We start from the raw sequence: 15,300 nt of genomic DNA, 5'->3' as shown, positions 1-15,300 counted from the left end.
CCCCCGACCTCGCCCTGCTGGCCGGCGACGTCATCGTCGTCGTCGGCACGGCCGAGTCCACCGCGGCGGTCGCCGAGATCCTCGCCACCGGATAGAAAAGACACCGCGTGCACCACACCGCCATCCTCATCCTCGAACTCGGCGCCATCATCCTCGGCCTCGGCGTGCTCGGCGCCTTAGCGGTACGGGCCGGCATCTCCCCCATCCCCCTCTACCTCGTGGCCGGCCTCGCCTTCGGCCAAGGCGGCATCCTCCCCCTGGCCACCAGCGGCGAATTCATCGCCACCGGCGCCGAGATCGGCGTCATCCTCCTGCTCCTCACCCTCGGCCTCGAATACAACGCCTCCGAGCTCGTCTCCTCCCTGCGCAGCAACGCCCGCGCCGGCCTGGTCGACCTGGTGCTCAACGCCGCGCCCGGCGCGATCGCCGCCCTGCTGCTCGGCTGGGGCCCGGTCGCCGCCGTCGCCATGGCCGGCGTCACCTACGCCACCTCCTCCGGCATCACCGCCAAAGTCCTGTCCGACCTGGGCTGGATCGGCAACCGGGAAACCCCCGTCGTCCTGTCCCTGCTGGTCTTCGAAGACCTCACCATGGCCCTCTACCTGCCCATCCTCACCGCCATGCTGGCCGGAGTCAGCTTCGCCGGCGGCGCGGTGACGGTCGGCATCGCGCTGGCGACCGTCAGCGTCGTCCTGCTCATCGCGCTGCGCTTCGGCCGCTACATCGAAAAGTTCGTCGCCAGCCCCTCCAGCGAGGTCCTGCTACTCAAAGTGATCGGACTCGCGCTCCTGGTCGCCGGCATCGCCACCAAACTCCAGGTCTCCGCCGCGGTCGGCGCCTTCCTCGTCGGCATCGCCCTGTCCGGCGAACTCGCCCACGAAGCCCGCACCCTGCTCGCCCCGGTACGCGACCTGTTCGCCGCCGTCTTCTTCGTCTTCTTCGGCCTGCAAACCGACCCCGCCGCCATCCTGCCCGTCGCCGGACTGGCCATCCTGCTGGCCGTCGTCAGCATGATCACCAAACTGCTCACCGGCGCCTACGCCGCCCGCCGCGCCGGCATCGCCAAAGCCGGCCAGGCCCGCGCCGGCATCGCCCTCATCCCCCGCGGCGAATTCAACATCGTCATCGCCGGACTGGCCGTCGCCGCGGGAGCGCACCCCGACCTCGGGCCGCTGGCCGCCGCCTACGTCCTCATCCTGGCCGCCTTCGGGCCGCTGGCCGCCAAACTCGTCCAGCCGCTGATCACCGCGATCGCCCGCCGTACCTGAAACTGAAAGACATGGGGCGGTTCGAACAGTGGGCGGCAGGCTACGACGACAGCCTGCCGGCCGCCGTGAGCGAGCCCGTGCAGGCCGCTCTGCTGGACCTGCTGGACAGCCATCGGCCGCCGCCCGGCGTACTGGTGGACGTGGGCTGTGCCACCGGGCGCCTGCTCCGGCGCGCGCGCGAGCGCTATCCGGACGCGCGCCTGATCGGGGTGGACGCCGCCCACGCCATGCTCACCGCCGCCCGCCCCCGCCCGTCCGGTTCCTGGCTGGTGCGGGCGCGGGCGGAACGGCTGCCGCTCGCCGACTCCGGCGCGGACGTGGTCACCGCCACCCTGAGCTGCCGCCACTGGCACGACCTGGCGGCCGGGCTGCGTGAGATCGCCCGCGTGCTCGCCCCCGGCGGGGTGTTCGCCTACGCCGACCTCACCCACCCACCGCCCCGCCGCCTGAACCCCCGCCCACGCCCCGACGGCCTGTCCCGCCACCTGGCCGCCGCCGCACTCGCGATCCAGGCGCAGCGCGTGATCAGCGGGACGGTGCTGTTCCCCTGGTTCCGCCTGGTCATCGCCGGGAGATGACGCGACACCGGCCTCTCCCCGGATCGGCACGGGTGGGGAGCGTCGTCCCACGGTCCTCGACGCGGCTGGGAGCAGGCCGTACCCACGAGGTGACGTTGACCTGCGAGGCGTTCTCCCTCGACGCGAAGGTGTCCGGCACCTTCGACGGCATCCTCTTCGGCTAGACCCGCCGGTCCTTCGCGGTTGCCTCAGCCTGACGACATGGCCTGGGGGCGCTCATGCTCGCCGACGCCGGGAATCGCGACTCTCTCCGGGCGGCTGATGATTCCCAGGAGATTCGCGGCGGGCCGCTTCGCCGTACCGGCACGACTGGAAGGGTACGGCGGAGCGGCGCGGCCGTGACCTCAGCCCGCGAGCAGGCTGAGTGCCTTGGCCAGGGCGGGGTCCTTTCCGGTGCTCAGGTCCTTGGGCGTCGTGGGGACGTGGTGGTCGGGAGCCACGCCGATGCCGTCGATGACCTCCCGGTTGGGCCCGAGGTCGTGGGTGATGGGCAGGCCCAGGACGCTGTTGTCGTTCAGGAGCAGGGGACGCGCCGGGCCGGAGACCAGGCCGGCGGTGCGGGTGCCGACGATGGGGCCGAGCTTGAGGTCGCGGACGGCGGCGGCGGTCGCGTCGCAGGCCGAGGCGCAGTCGCGGTCGGTCAGCACGGCCAGGGGCAGGCCGAGCAGCGGAACGCTGTCGTCCACCTTGTACGGCGTGCAGACCTCCTTCTGGTCGCAGCCGTAGCGCCAGACCTTGCCGTGCACGAACGCGCCGAGCAGGCGCGGGACCTCCATGGCGGCGCCGCCGCCGTTGCCGCGCAGGTCCAGGATCAGGCCAGTGAGTTTGCCGCCCTCGCGCAGCTTCTTGATCTGCTTGAACACCTCGTCGGCCACGCCGCGCCCGAAGCCGGCCAGCTTGACGTAGCCGATGCCGTCTTTCAGGCGCTTGCCGGAGACGTACCGCACCGGCATGCTGAACAGCCCCGGCCGCACGGTGACGGTCCAGGTACGGCCGGTGGAGGGGCGCCGGACCTTGAGGCGCAGCTTCTCCTGCTGCGGATACTGCTGGTTCAGCCAGCGGGCCACGCCGGGCGAGAGCATGCCGTTGGCGAACGGCGGCACCCCGTTGACCGCCTCGATCACGTCACCGGGACGCAGCCCCTTCCCCGCGGCGGAGCTGTTGGGGCTCACCCCGGTCACGTGCAGCGGGGGCGTGGCGCGCTCCGGGCCGGACTGCGCGATGGCGCCGGAGGGCGAGGTGATGAGTCCCGTCCCGTAGAAGGCGGGCTTCGTCGGGTCGATGCCGGGCGGATCGACGTTCCTGTTCCACATGACGTGGTTGTCGTGCAGGCCGGCCAGCATTCCCCGCATGGTCGACTCGCCCACGGCCTGACGCGCCGCGGGGTCGTCCGGCAGGGAGTCGATGACCTGCTCGTACACCTTCTTGAAGGCGTCCCAGTCACGGTCGCGGTCGCCGGACAGGACCGGCATGGTCGCCTCGGTCCTGTCCAGGCCGCGCCGGTGGAGCTCCCGTGTGAGCCCGGCGAACGCCCCGGTCAGCAGGTCGCGGTGGTTGAGCTTGGCGCCGGCGGCGTAGTGGGTGAACAGGCAGAAGTAGCCCTGGCCGACGGTGTCGGCCGTGGTCGGCTTCAACGGCAGCGGCTTCGGGGCCGTGGGTTCCGCGCACGCCGGTGGCCGGTCGACGGCCGCGGAGGCCGTGGCCGAGCTTGACAGAACGGCGACGGCGCACAGCGTCACGGCCAGCCAATTCTTCATGAGGGTGTCTCCTCGCATGGGATTCGAGCTGCACTTTCACGCTAGGGAGCGCCGGGAGCGGCGATCTCCCCTCCGGGGACGAAATGTGCGACGGGCCAGTTGGCGGGCGTCGTCCTTCCCGGGGATGAGGCCTACGGGCAGAGCACGGCGGCCGCCGCCTTCCGCATCCCCTCAGGATCGGACAGCGCGTCGCCGCGCAGCTTGTCCGGCCCGCTGAACGTGACGGAAAGGGCGAACTGCCGCCTGCCGTCCTTGGAGGAGACGGTGGCGCTGATGTAGCCGGGGAAGCTGCCCGCGTTCGTGTGGACGTCGCACTTCTCCTGCGGCCCGGTGGGCACGCCTTCCGGCGGGTCGGTGAGCACCTTCATCAGCTCCGGCGGCAGCAGCGTGCCCCGCAGATAGGCTCGGGCGAAGGCGCTGAGGTCGCGGGCCGTGGAGACGACGCCGCCCGCCGCACCGCCGAAGGACGGGTTCTGCCTGGTCACGTCGCGGAGCCTGCCGGAACGGTCGGGCACATAGCTGTGCGCGTGCCTGCCCTTGATGCCCGGCGCGGTGGACAGGTAGCTGCGCGTCATGCCCAGCGGCCTGAAGACCCGCCGGTCGAGCTCGCCCGGCAGTGAGCGGCCGGTGACCTTCTCCACGATCATGCCGAGCAGCGTGTAGTTGGTGTTGGAGTAGGAGAAGCGCTCGCCGGGCGCGCCGGTGCGCGGCAGCCCGCTCGACATCTTGACCACCTCCAGCGGGCGGTAGTCGCGATGGACGTTCGTGAAGAGGTACCGGTCGGGGTCGGCGGCCATGGTGACCGACCAGTCCGGGATGCCCGAGGTGTGGCGCAGGAGCTGCCGCAGGGTGATCTCGTCCGCCTTCTTCACGACGGCGTCGCCGGCGACCGCGGGCAACAGCTCGCTCAACGTGTCGTCCAGCCCGATCCTGCCTTCCTTGACCAGCTGCAGCACGGCCACGCCGATCATGAGTTTGGTCTGGGAGCCCGCCCGGTAGCGGGCGTCGGGCGACACCTTTCCGCCCTTGCCGTCACGCAGCCGGGATCCGGCCGAGCCGCGGCCGACCAGGCGCCCGTCGACTCGCGCCTCGCCGATCGCGGCCAGCACACCCGGCCGCCGGGCCAGGGCGTCCAGCGCCTCCTGCACGTCGCCGAGCCGCTCCCGGTCCGCCGCCCGCGCCGTCGCGGGCAGCCCGCAGACCAGCACCACCGACAGCGCGGCCACCATGGTTCGCTTCATGTTTCGCTTCCCTTCTCACGAGGTCCTTTCACGCTAGGAAGCGGGCACGGCGCCGGAATCGGCCCCTGGAACCGGATCGGCGGCAGGCCGGTCGGCGGGGCTCTCACCCGCGAGGATGACGGGCCGGCTCACAACGGCCATAACAGCGGGTCCGTATCTTGGCCCGCATGGAATGGACGGTCGGGCTGGGCGACAGAGGCGTCACGCTCGGGCTGTCCGACCCGGCGCAGTTGTGGTGGCCGGCCGCTCTCCTGCTGGTCATGGTTGTGCTGTACGGCCTCGCCGTACGGCACCTCGCGGAGACGGCCGTGCTGGCGGCGGGGATCGCGGTGGCCACGACGGCCGTCGTGATCGCGGCCCGCGGCCACCAGCCCCAGGCCGTCGCCGGGGCGACGCTGCTGACGGCCGGGCTGGCGGCGTCGGCGTGGGCGCTGGGCCGCGCGTCCAGACGGCGTGCCGCCCGCCGCCGCGCCCAGGCCGCGCACCGCGCCGGGATCCGGTCGGTGCCCGGGTTCGCCGCCGACACCGAACGGCTCAGGCTCGCCACCGAGCTCCACGACACCCTCGTCCACCGGCTCACCGGCATCGTGGTCGGCCTGTCCGCCGCGCTGCGCCTGCGTGACCAGGACCTGCTGGCGCGGGCCATGCGGAACGCCGGGGAGGCGGGTCGCCTGGCCGTCACCGAGCTGGACGCGCTGGCCGCCGGCCGCCCCGTCCCGGTCGAGCCGGCCGCCGTCGACGCCCTCGTGGCGGCCTGGCCGCAGCCCGGCCTGTCCTACACCAACACCGCCGGCCGGATGCCGCCGCCGGTCGCCGCCCTCGCGTACCAGGTCGTGCGTGAGGCGCTGACCAACACCGCGCGCCACGCGCACGGCGGCCGGGCGCGGGTCGTGATCGAGGAACGCCGGCACGGCCTGCTGGTGACGGTCACCGACGAGGGCGGATCCGCGCTCGGCGGGCCCGAGGGCGGTCAGGGCCTGCGCGGGCTGGCCACGGTCGTCGCCGCGCGCGGCGGCAGCCTCACCGCCGGTCCCCGGGGACGCGGCTGGCGGGTGCGGGCGGTCCTTCCCCTGTCCGGGGAGGAGGCGCGGACCCCGATCCGGTCCTGGCGCGGCGCTCGCGCGGCCGACCACGCGCTGGTCCTGCTGGCCGTGGCGCTGTCGCTCGGCTCCATGCTCCTGCCCGGACGGCTGCCGCGCGTGACGGGCGAGCAGGTCATCGTGCTGGCTCCGCTGCTCGTCCTGCACGCCCTGCCGCTGGCCTGGCGGCGCCGCGCGCCCGGACCCGCTCTGGCGATGGCCCTGGCCGTCCATCCGCTTCTGCTTCTGTGGCCGGTCCAGCATCCCGGTGACGTCTTTCTCACCGGTTGCTGGGTCGAGCTCACGCTCGTCTTCACCCTCGCGGCCGTACGGCGGCGCGCGAGCCTCCCGGCGCCTCTGGCCGTCACCGTCGTCGCCGCCGCGACGCTCACGACCGGGCCCGGGGCGGCCTCGGGGGCCCTGCTGACCCTGCTGACCGCGGCGCTGGCGACGGCGGTCTGGGGTTTCGGCCTGGCAGCCGGAGCCGCCGGGGCGCGCCGCCACGCCGCCGACGCGCGCGAGCGCGCCGTACTCGCCGGACGGGCGACGGCCGCGACGCTGTCCGAACGCGAACGCGTGGCCGCCGGCCTTCGGGAGTCGGTGGCCACGCGAATCAGGACGGTCGCCGCCACCGCCCGGGCGGGATGTCCCGAAACCACGCTCGCCGAGGCCCGCGCCGCGCTCGCCGTGCTCAGGCAGGTGCTCGCGACGATGCGCGACCCGGTCGGCGGCGACGACCCGCCGCCCACCCTGCCGGGGATCGCCGCCCTCGCCGCCCGGCACGGCGTCTGCGCCCGCTACACCGGGATCCGCCGCGACCTGCCCGCTGCGACCGAGGTCACCGCCTTCCTCGCGGCCCAGGCGATCCTGCCTCATGAGCCGACCGTGTCCTACCTGCCCGCGGGCGTCACGGTGTCGGGCAGCGCGGGACACGACGCCCGGCGCCGGCTGCGGGAGCTGGCCGACGTCGCCGGCGGCCGGATGACCCGTTCCGACGGCGGGGTGCGCGTCTGGTTCCCGGCGTGAACGCCTTACCGAGGAGACTTCCGCGTCGTCAGCATCGTCCGCGTCGTCAGCGGAGGTAGCGGGGTGGCGGCGGCGGGGCGCAGCGCGTCCAGCAGAAGCACCAGGTAGCGCCGCCACCCCTCATTGGGCTCGCTGCCCAGGCTCCTGGCGCCGATGAGCAGGTCTCCGGGGTCGCTGCCCAGCCGCTGCACCGCGATGAGCATCGTGAACAGCCTGGGCACGTCCTCCCCTGAGAGGTCCGCGCGCACGAGCCCCGCCTCCTGCGCGCGGCCGAGCAGGACCGTCAGCGAGTCGAAGTACTGCGAGGCGAGCCCGAGGAAGGCCGCGGGACCTCGGGCGGCGGCGAACGTCGCCCTCTCCCCCGCCGCCACCTCCAGCACCGTTTCGAGCAGCAGCACGATCCCCGCCCAGGGATCGGGGTCGGCCAGCGCCCGATGCATGGCGGGTTCGACGTCCTCGTCGAACCTGCGCCTGACGATCGTCAGGATCAGGTCCTCCTTGCTGGCGAAGTGGCGATACAGCGTCGCCTGTCCCACCCCCGCCCGCCTGGCGATGTCGTCGAGTTGCGCCTCCGCGCCCTGCTCGGCGAACACCTCACGCGCGGCGGCGATGATGCGTTCGACGTTGCGGGCGGCGTCGGCGCGCAGTCTGCGCGGGGCTTCGGCGTTCACGGAGTACATCCTACCTGAGTGAGAGTTGGCTCCCAGTTGTGCTACCGTCGAAATCAGCCATAAACGAGAGTCGACTCTCACTCATGTTCGTGCGAGAAAGGACGACACCATGGCCCTCCACGTGCAACGCGACGGCTACCACCCCGGCGAGACCCTCTACCAGCTCCGTGACGAGGCCCCCGTCGCCGAGTACCGGCTGCCGATCGGCCTCCAGTCCATGCCCGCCTGGCTCGTCACCCGCCATGAGGACGTCCGCCGGGTCCTGAGCGACTCCGCCCTGTTCAGCAGCACCGGCGGGGCGCAGGTCGCGTACCTGGGCGAGGAGTCCGCGGCCCGGCTCAGCATGAGAGCTCCCGGCAAGTTCATCGAGGAGGACCCACCCGAACACACCCGCCTGCGCCGCCTGCTGACCCGGGAGTTCACCGTCAGGCGCATCCAGGCCCTGGTGCCGCGCATCGAGACGTACGTGGACGACCTGCTCGACACCATGGAGAGCAGCGGCGGGCCCGTCGACCTGATCGAGTCGTTCGCGCTGCCGCTGCCCTCCCTGGTGATCTGTGAGCTGTTCGGCGTCCCGTACGAGGACCGCGACGAGTTCCAGGAGCGCAGCAGCGCCCAGCTCGACTTCCAGCGCAGCATCCCGGAGAGGGTCGCCATCGCCGCCGAGTCGCATGCCTACATGGCCAAGCTGGTCGCCCTCCAGCGTGCGGACCCCGGTGACGACCTGCTCGGCATGCTGGTCCGCGAGCACGGTGACGCGATCACCGACGAGGAGCTGTCGGGGATCGGCGCGTTGCTGCTGCTGGGGGGTCACGAGACGACCGCCGCCATGCTCGGTCTCGGCACGCTGCTCCTGCTCGACCATCCCGAGCAGGCCGACCAGGTCCGCGACCGGCCGGGAGCGGTCGAGCAGGCGGTGGAGGAGATGCTGCGCTACCTGTCCGTCGTGAGCATCCCCGTCATCAGGACCGCGACCGAGGACGTGACCCTGGGCGGCCGGCTGATCAAGGCGGGCAGCGCGGTCGTCTGCTCACTCGCCATGGCCAACCGTGACCACACGCTCGCCGAAAGTCCCGATGTCTTCGACATCACCCGCGAAGCCGCGTCGCACATCGCGTTCGGTCATGGCATCCACCACTGCATCGGCGCGCCCCTGGCCAGGACGGAGATGCGGATCGCCTTCCCGGCGCTGCTGCGCAGGTTTCCCGGCCTGCGGCTGGCCGTACCCAGGCAGGACATCGTGTTCCGCGTCAACTCGGTCTCACACAACGTGCAGGCCCTCCCGGTCGCCTGGTGAGCGGAGCCTTGACGGGGGAAGGCTCACTGTGGATCGCTGGCTGATCGACGCGCTCACGGGAGTGAGCCCCGGATGGCTGTACGTCGTCGTGGGCGCGCTCGTCACCGCCGAGTCGGTGCTGTTCGGCCTCGTCCTGCCGGGCGAGCTCGTCCTGCTCCTCTCCGGCTTCCTGGCCTACCACCAGAAGGTGAGCCTGGTGGTCATGCTCCTCGTCACCGGCGGGTCGGCGGTCGGCGGATACCTGCTGGGCTACGAGGTCGGCCGCAGGTTCGGGACGGGGCTGCGGACCCGCGGGATCGGGCGGCGCATCGGCGAGCGCCGCTGGAGGCGGGTCGACACCGCGCTGGCCACCAAGGGCGGCAGGGCGATCCTGATCGGGCGCCTCGTCGGCCTCCTGCGCGCGATCATGCCGGTCGCGGCGGGCATGACTCGCATGCCGTACAACACCTTTCTGACCTATTCCACGCTGGGTGGCCTGGTGTGGGCGCCGGGGTTCGTGCTGATCGGGTACACGGTGGGCGGCTCGTACCAGAAGATCGCGCAGGTGGTCGGGCCCGCCAGCCTGGGGCTTCTCGCCGCAGGCGTCGTGATCCCCGTCGGCGTCATGATCATCCGCAGGTACGCGCGCCGTGACAGCCACCGCGGGAGCGACAGTGGCTGACCGCAAGACCGGTTCGATCTACTTCGGCGTGTTCGGCCTGATGCTCGGCATGTTCCTGGCGATGCTCGACGGCATGATCGTGGGTACGGCGCTGCCCATGATCGTCGGTGACCTGGGCGGGCTGGAGCACTTTTCGTGGGTGGTGACGGCCTACCTGCTGGCCACCTCCGCGACCACTCCCCTGTGGGGGAAGCTCGGCGACATGTACGGCCGCAAGGGCGCCTTCATGGCCGCGATCACGCTCTTCATGATCGGTTCGGCGCTGGCGGGGCTGGCCGCGAACATGGGCCAGCTCATCGCCTTCCGGGCGGTACAGGGCCTCGGGGCGGGCGGGCTGATGGTCGGCGCGCTGTCGATCGTCGGCGTGCTGGTGCCGCCGGGAGAGAGCGGCCGCCTGCAGTCGATCACCGGCGCGATCACGCCCATCGCCTTCGTCGGCGGGCCGCTGCTCGGCGGCCTGCTGACGGAGCGGCTGGACTGGCGCTGGACCTTCTACGTCAACCTGCCCGTCGGCCTGATCGCCCTGCTGATCATCGGCATCGGGGTGAAGCTGCGGACCGAGCGGATCAAGGCGAGCGTCGACTACCTGGGCGCGACCCTGCTGACCACCGCCATCGTGGCCCTGACGCTGGTGGCGGCCGGCACCGTCGCGTGGACCTCGCCGCAAGGCCTCGTCCTGTCCTTCGTCGCGGTCGCCGCACTCGCCGGGTTCGGGTACGCGGAAAGGCGCGCCGCCGAACCCGTCATCCCGCCCCGCTTGTTCGGCGACCGCGACTTCACCCTCGCCCAGATCCTCGCCTTCGTCTTCGGCGCCGTCGTCTTCACCGTGACGAACTACCTCCCGCAGTACATGCAGTTCGTCCAGGGCGCCTCGCCCACCGCCAGCGGCATGCTGCTGCTGCCCCTGATGTTCGGCATGCTCGCCACCCAGCTCACCGCCGGCCATCTCATCGGCCGCACGGGCCGCTACCGCGTCTACCCGATACTCGGCGCGGTCGCGATGACCGCCGGTTCCCTGCTCCTGCTTCTGCTCGACGTGGACACCGGCGCGATCCTCGCCTCCGCCCTCACCCTGGTCGTCGGCCTCGGCCTCGGACTGCTGATCCAGAGCACCATCCTGATCACGATCAACGGCGCGGCCCCGCGCGACATGGGCGCCGCGAGCGGAACCGTCACGCTGATGCGGACGGTCGGCGGTTCGCTGGGCATCGCGGTGTTCGGCGCCGTCTACTCAGGTCGCGTGGAAGGCGTGCTGACCGACCGGCTCGGCCCCGCGGCCGCCCACCGGCTGGCCACGGGCGGCGAACGGCTCACGCCCGCCGTCCTGCAGTCCTTACCCGCCCCGGTCCGCGAGGCCTTCCGCACCGCTGTCACGGGCGGCATGCACGCGCTCCTGATCGGCTGCGCGATCCTGTCACTCCTCGCCGTCGTCGCGGCCTTGTTCCTCAGGGAAACCCCGCTCCGCGAGTGACCCACCGGCGGCGCGGCCCGATCCCGCCACGGCCGTACCAGCTGATGGAAGGGAACCGGCGCGGGAGCGCAGGCGGGCCCTCGCGCGGATCACAGCTGGGACAGGACGCGCTGCTCGGCCGCCGGGTCGAGCCAGGTGCCGGGGTCGGTCCCCGCCGGGTGGATCGGGGGGGTCGCCTTCGGACTGGAGCCAGGCCCAGGTGTCGGCGAGGGTGTCGCGCAGCGGGCGGACGGTCAATCCGGCGTCGAAGACCGCGGTGGTGTCGGCGTCGTGCATCCCGGCCGGTGGCGAGCCGTCGGGCATGTACATCGACAGCTCCTGGCCGAGTGGCAGCTTCTCCCGGGCCAGCAGGTCGCCGGGGGCCCAGACGAGTTCGGCGGTGGAGCCGGTCACGTCCATCGCGGTGGTCAGCATCTCCCGCGTCGTGACGGCGTGGGGCCGTCCGGTGACGATGAAACCGCCGCCGAGCCCGCGTTCTGCGGAGCGCAGCAGCCAGTCGGCCATGTCGCGCACGTCGACGTACTGCAGGGGTGTGTCGGCCGGGCCGGGGGCGAGCACACGGCCACCCTTTTCCAGGCGGCGCAGCCACCACGGGATGCGGCCGACGTTCTCGTAGGGGCCGAGGATCATGCCGGCCCTGGCCAGCAGGGCGCGCTCGCCGAAGGATTCCAGGACGGCGAGCTCGCCGCCGCGCTTGGCCGCGGCATAGTCCGAGCTTTCGGCACTGGCGGGGTCGCCCTCGACGAGCGGGGCGCTCTCGTCGTCACCCGGCGACCAGGGCCAGCTGTACACGCCGCGGGTGGAGACGTAGACGTAGTGCCGCGCGCGGCCGGCCAGCAGGCGGGCGCTGTCGCGCACCACGCGCGGCGCCCAGTACCAGGTGTCGAGCACCGCGTCCCATTCGCCGTCGCCGAGGGCGCCGGCGACCGAGGCCGGGTCGGTGCGGTCGGCGATGAGCGCCCGGACACCGGGAGCAGGCGGACGGCTGACGCCGCGGTTGAGCGTGGTCACCTCGTCACCACGGCGGAGCGCGGATTCGACGACGGCACGGCCCACGTGATGGGTGCCGCCCAGAACGAGCAGTTTCACGGGCTTCCTCAGATCATGGAGGGGTCGAAGGGGATGGGAGCGAGCCGGTAGTCCTCCGGGGGCTCGGCGCCCATCAGGTGGCGGACCAGGAAGTCCCAGCGCCGCCGGGTCACAAGGTCCCCGGTGTGGTCGAGCCGCAGGTCCCCGCTACTGGCGGAGGCCTGGACCTCACCGAGGCGGCCGTGGCAGAGCAGGTTCCCCTCGACGAGCCTGACGGTCGGCTCGCAACCGCTGGGCAGGTCGAGGGTCACCGCGACGCGGCCGGAGCCCGCGCTTGAACCAGGTGCGGGAGCGGTCCTTCACCGACAGGCGGCCGTCGGCGAACTCGACCGCGACGCGTTCGGCCGCGGCGACGTCGCTGGTGCCGGCCGGATCCCGCGGGCGTACCTCGGCGGTGGTCCGGGCGGACGCGCCCGCGCTGACGGTGACGTCGGCGGCGGCCACTTCGACCGTCACGCTGATCGGTCCCGGTGTGTCGAACGTGGGCATGAGGCGCTACATCCCCTTGCCGAACTCTGCCTTGACGAGGTCGAAGACGATGTCCCAGGTCTTCCATTCGGTGTTGGTGTGCAGGGAGATCGCATGGTCGCCGTCGGGGGTGGCGATGGTGCAGGTGTAGGAGCCCCAGAGGCTTCCGCCGGCGCCGCGCAGGGTGAGGCCGTTGGTGATGTCCCGGTCGAATTCGAAGACGCCGAGGCCGTAGCGGGCGTAGGGCATCCAGTGGCCGCCCTCGGTGGAGATGGTGGTCCACATCTTGTGGTGCTGTTCTTCGGGCAGGAGGCTGCCGGAGGCCAGGGCGTTGATGAGGCGGATCATGTCGGTGGTGGTGGAGACGACGTCACCGGCCGCCCAGCCGAGGGAGGTGTTGAACTCGGTGACGTCCAGGGGCGGGGTGCCGGGGTCTTCCATCACCGTCTGCCAGTTGTCGGCGGTGACGGCGGCGGGGTCGGTGCCGTCTTTCATGAACAGGGAGGAGTAGGCGCGGGGATGGGGGTGGGGGTAGGTGGATTCGTCCTGGCGGCGGACGTGGGTGTGGGTGAGGGCGAGGGGCTGGATGACGGTGCGGTCGACCTCGTCGGCGTAGCTGTTGCCGGTGACCTTTTCGATGATGGCGCCGGCGAGGTAGAACCCGCCGTTGGAGTAGGTGAAGGCGGTGCCGGGTTCGAAGACGGGTGGCTGGGAGACGGCCAGTTTGAGCAGGTCGTCCTTGGTCCATTGGTCGAGGTGGTGCCGGGCGAAGCCGGAGCGGGTGGCGTAGCGGTGGCTGGCTTCGGGGGCCAGGCCGGTGGCGAACAGGCCGCTGCTGTTGCTGAGCAGGTGCCGGATGGTGATGTTGTTGCCGTCGTAGCCGTTGGTGAGGATGCCGGGTAGGTGGTGTTCGACGGTGTCGTCGATGTTCAGCCGTCCTTCGGCTTCCAGGGTCAGGAGCGCGGTGGCGGTGAAGGCTTTGCCGGAGCTGCCGATGTGCAGGTGTTCGCCGGGGACGCGGCGGGTGCCGGTGGTGAGGTCGGCGACGCCGGCGGTGCCGAACCAGGTGTCGTCGCCGTGGCGGATTTCGGCGACGATGCCGGGCACGCCGTGTTCGGTGACCGCGCGGTCGAGGGCGTTCTGGATGTCGGTGTGGGTCATGGGGTGTCCTTGCTTGACGGGTCTTTGCGACATCTCGAAAGTTACGTTGCATACATGGAATCGTCAATCACGATTCTGCGAATCATCATGCAAATATGCAGGTCAAAGCGATAATATCGTTGCTTGGCGACTGTCAGCTAATGCAACGATCGTTTGCATGTAGCTGGGCTCACTCGGCGGGACCGTGGGCAAGGTCAGGGCTCTGCCCGTTCTCCGGGGTGTGCGGGATGGAGCAGTAGGTTGTTCGTCATGCTCTGGGGAAGGCAGCGGGAGACCGCCGAGATCGAGCGGCTGGTCGCGGGCGCCCGGTCCGGGCGCAGCGAAGCGCTGGTCCTGCGCGGCGAGCCCGGCATCGGGAAGTCGGCGCCGCTCCGGCACGCCGTCGACGTCGCCGGTACCGCTCGGGTCCTGCGCGGCACCGGGATCGAGTCCGAGAGCGAGCTGCCGTTCGCGGGCCTGCACCCCCTCCCGCACCCGTACCTCGCCCGCGCGGACACGCTGCCCGGACGCCAGGCCGCCGCACAGCGCGCGGCGCTCGAACTGGGCCCAGGCGCAGACGGTGACCGGCTCCTCGTGAGCGCGGACGGTGACCGGCTCCTCGTGAGCGCGGACGACGACCGATCCCTCCCGGGCGCGGACGGTGATCGGTTTCTCGTGAGCGCGGACGGTGATCGGTTTCTTGTGGGTCTCGCGGTGCTGACCCTGCTCGCCGACCTTGCCGAGGGCGGGCCCGGCGCCGCCACCAGCAGCGACACCATGACCGGCACGCCCGGCAGGAACATCGAACCCCACCAGAAGTACTCCAGCAGCACGCCGCCCACCACGGGGCCGAGCGCGGTTCCCGCCGAGAAGCACGCCATCCAGACCCCGATCGCGATCCCGCGCTGCCTGGGGTCGCCGAACATCGTGCCGATCAGCGACAGCGTGGACGGCATCAGCGTCGCGCCGGCGATCCCGAGCAGGGCGCGGGCGGCGATGAGCATCTCCGCGCCGGTGGAGTACGCGGCGAGGATCGAGGCCACGCCGAACGCGGCCGCGCCGACGATCAGCAGGCGCCCGCGGCCGATCCGGTCGCCCAGCGCGCCCATCGTGACCAGGAATCCGGCGCTCATGAACACGTAGACGTCCATGATCCACAGCAGCTCGGCGCCAGGTCCGCGCTCAGGTGCGGCAGCGCCAGGAACAACACGCTCACATCCAGGGACAGCAGGAGCGTGGGCAGGGCCGGCACGGCCAGCCCGATCCATTCACGGCGTGTCGCCCGTGCTGTCGTAGTCCGTACCATGCGGGTGACGTTGGGCAGCGGCGGCCGGCGGGCGCCTCTGTCGGGTGACCGGGTTCCGTGGCCGGGGCAGAACCCGGTCAATCAGGTCTCCGCGCCTCGCGGACGCCGGGACGGTGGCCGCGCGCCGTCGAGGAAATCCGGCAGCGCAGGCTTCGGGCATGTTCCTCTCCGGGACGCCCCCCGGAGAGGGTGACGCATTCTCGTCGCAGGCCCTGCGTCATGGCCTGTCGGATGCGCCCGCCGAAGGG

General features: G+C 71.8%; 13 protein-coding genes and 2 pseudogenes. 8 read left to right on the top strand and 7 right to left on the bottom strand.

Annotation, left to right across the window (positions count from 1 at the left end; genetic code table 11):
- Window positions 1-107 precede the first annotated feature (107 nt).
- Genes ACIBHY_RS51660 through ACIBHY_RS51650 form a run of 3 tightly spaced genes read left to right on the top strand, consistent with a single transcriptional unit; the run spans window position 108 to window position 2,010 of the window.
- Window positions 108-1,268, top strand: a complete 1,161-nt coding sequence (locus ACIBHY_RS51660; RefSeq protein ID WP_397258853.1) for a cation:proton antiporter — start codon at window positions 108-110, stop codon at window positions 1,266-1,268.
- Window positions 1,269-1,279: 11 nt separating this feature from the next.
- Complete coding sequence (locus ACIBHY_RS51655; protein WP_397310677.1) at window positions 1,280-1,846, top strand: class I SAM-dependent methyltransferase; 567 nt, start codon at window positions 1,280-1,282, stop codon at window positions 1,844-1,846.
- 32 nt (window positions 1,847-1,878) lie between these two features.
- Window positions 1,879-2,010 carry a hypothetical protein gene (locus tag ACIBHY_RS51650; protein ID WP_397310676.1) on the top strand — a complete coding sequence of 44 codons (132 nt, stop codon included), beginning with the start codon at window positions 1,879-1,881 and terminating at the stop codon, window positions 2,008-2,010.
- Between the two features lie 180 nt (window positions 2,011-2,190).
- Here ACIBHY_RS51650 and ACIBHY_RS51645 read toward each other — a convergent pair whose 3' ends face one another.
- Window positions 2,191-3,603, bottom strand: a complete 1,413-nt coding sequence (locus ACIBHY_RS51645) for a S41 family peptidase (RefSeq protein WP_397258859.1) — start codon at window positions 3,601-3,603, stop codon at window positions 2,191-2,193.
- Window positions 3,604-3,734: 131 nt separating this feature from the next.
- Window positions 3,735-4,844 (bottom strand): serine hydrolase domain-containing protein, encoded by a 1,110-nt coding sequence (locus tag ACIBHY_RS51640; RefSeq protein ID WP_397310675.1) that lies wholly within the window; start codon window positions 4,842-4,844, stop codon window positions 3,735-3,737.
- A 167-nt stretch (window positions 4,845-5,011) separates the two neighbouring features.
- On the opposite strand from ACIBHY_RS51640, the gene ACIBHY_RS51635 reads away from it, so the two are divergent.
- On the top strand, window positions 5,012-6,949 hold the full coding sequence (locus tag ACIBHY_RS51635; RefSeq protein WP_397310674.1) for a sensor histidine kinase: 1,938 nt from the start codon (window positions 5,012-5,014) through the stop codon (window positions 6,947-6,949).
- Window positions 6,950-6,954: 5 nt separating this feature from the next.
- Here the strand turns inward: ACIBHY_RS51635 and ACIBHY_RS51630 are convergent, their stop codons facing one another.
- Complete coding sequence (locus ACIBHY_RS51630) at window positions 6,955-7,620, bottom strand: TetR/AcrR family transcriptional regulator (protein WP_397310673.1); 666 nt, start codon at window positions 7,618-7,620, stop codon at window positions 6,955-6,957.
- A 109-nt stretch (window positions 7,621-7,729) separates the two neighbouring features.
- On the opposite strand from ACIBHY_RS51630, the gene ACIBHY_RS51625 reads away from it, so the two are divergent.
- The 3 genes from ACIBHY_RS51625 to ACIBHY_RS51615 are packed head-to-tail and all read left to right on the top strand — an operon-like array spanning window position 7,730 to window position 11,049.
- Window positions 7,730-8,917 carry a cytochrome P450 gene (locus ACIBHY_RS51625; RefSeq protein WP_397258868.1) on the top strand — a complete coding sequence of 396 codons (1,188 nt, stop codon included), beginning with the start codon at window positions 7,730-7,732 and terminating at the stop codon, window positions 8,915-8,917.
- Window positions 8,918-8,945: 28 nt separating this feature from the next.
- Window positions 8,946-9,578: a DedA family protein gene (locus tag ACIBHY_RS51620; protein ID WP_397258870.1), complete on the top strand. Its 633-nt coding sequence runs from the start codon at window positions 8,946-8,948 to the stop codon at window positions 9,576-9,578.
- Window positions 9,571-11,049: an MDR family MFS transporter gene (locus tag ACIBHY_RS51615; RefSeq protein ID WP_397310672.1), complete on the top strand. Its 1,479-nt coding sequence runs from the start codon at window positions 9,571-9,573 to the stop codon at window positions 11,047-11,049. Before ACIBHY_RS51620 ends, ACIBHY_RS51615 begins: the two co-directional genes overlap by 8 nt.
- On the opposite strand, the gene ACIBHY_RS51610 is transcribed toward ACIBHY_RS51615, so the two are convergent.
- The 3 genes from ACIBHY_RS51610 to ACIBHY_RS51600 form a co-directional block, all read right to left on the bottom strand.
- Window positions 10,993-12,138: an NAD-dependent epimerase/dehydratase family protein gene (locus tag ACIBHY_RS51610; RefSeq protein ID WP_397310671.1), complete on the bottom strand. Its 1,146-nt coding sequence runs from the start codon at window positions 12,136-12,138 to the stop codon at window positions 10,993-10,995. The genes ACIBHY_RS51615 and ACIBHY_RS51610 overlap by 57 nt on opposite strands.
- Window positions 12,139-12,306: 168 nt before the next feature.
- A complete protein-coding gene (locus tag ACIBHY_RS51605; protein ID WP_397310670.1) occupies window positions 12,307-12,627 on the bottom strand; it encodes a hypothetical protein in 321 nt (106 codons plus the stop codon).
- Between the two features lie 6 nt (window positions 12,628-12,633).
- The gene (locus ACIBHY_RS51600; protein ID WP_397258878.1) at window positions 12,634-13,767 is read right to left on the bottom strand and encodes a serine hydrolase domain-containing protein; all 1,134 of its coding nucleotides are present in this window, start codon (window positions 13,765-13,767) and stop codon (window positions 12,634-12,636) included.
- A gap of 249 nt (window positions 13,768-14,016) precedes the next feature.
- Here ACIBHY_RS51600 and ACIBHY_RS51595 point away from each other — a divergent pair.
- Window positions 14,017-14,403: pseudogene (locus ACIBHY_RS51595) on the top strand (ATP-binding protein); the annotation flags it as partial.
- Between the two features lie 95 nt (window positions 14,404-14,498).
- Here the strand turns inward: ACIBHY_RS51595 and ACIBHY_RS51590 are convergent.
- Window positions 14,499-15,052: pseudogene (locus tag ACIBHY_RS51590) on the bottom strand (MFS transporter); the annotation flags it as partial.
- Window positions 15,053-15,300: the final 248 nt, after the last annotated feature.

The organism is Nonomuraea sp. NPDC050547, assembly GCF_044457345.1.
GTDB lineage: Bacteria > Actinomycetota > Actinomycetes > Streptosporangiales > Streptosporangiaceae > Nonomuraea.
Note: the sequence above shows the minus strand (reverse complement) of the source record. Positions and strands in the feature narration are given on the sequence as shown.

What these genes read in the sequence shown, in the direction of transcription:
- ACIBHY_RS51655 (WP_397310677.1), top strand. Translation starts at nt 1,280, where the DNA reads ATGGGGCGGTTCGAACAGTGGGCGGCAGGCTACGACGACAGCCTGCCG.
- ACIBHY_RS51645 (WP_397258859.1), bottom strand. Translation starts at nt 3,603, where the DNA reads ATGAAGAATTGGCTGGCCGTGACGCTGTGCGCCGTCGCCGTTCTGTCA.
- ACIBHY_RS51640 (WP_397310675.1), bottom strand. Translation starts at nt 4,844, where the DNA reads ATGAAGCGAACCATGGTGGCCGCGCTGTCGGTGGTGCTGGTCTGCGGG.
- ACIBHY_RS51635 (WP_397310674.1), top strand. Translation starts at nt 5,012, where the DNA reads ATGGAATGGACGGTCGGGCTGGGCGACAGAGGCGTCACGCTCGGGCTG.
- ACIBHY_RS51625 (WP_397258868.1), top strand. Translation starts at nt 7,730, where the DNA reads ATGGCCCTCCACGTGCAACGCGACGGCTACCACCCCGGCGAGACCCTC.
- ACIBHY_RS51605 (WP_397310670.1), bottom strand. Translation starts at nt 12,627, where the DNA reads ATGCCCACGTTCGACACACCGGGACCGATCAGCGTGACGGTCGAAGTG.
- ACIBHY_RS51600 (WP_397258878.1), bottom strand. Translation starts at nt 13,767, where the DNA reads ATGACCCACACCGACATCCAGAACGCCCTCGACCGCGCGGTCACCGAA.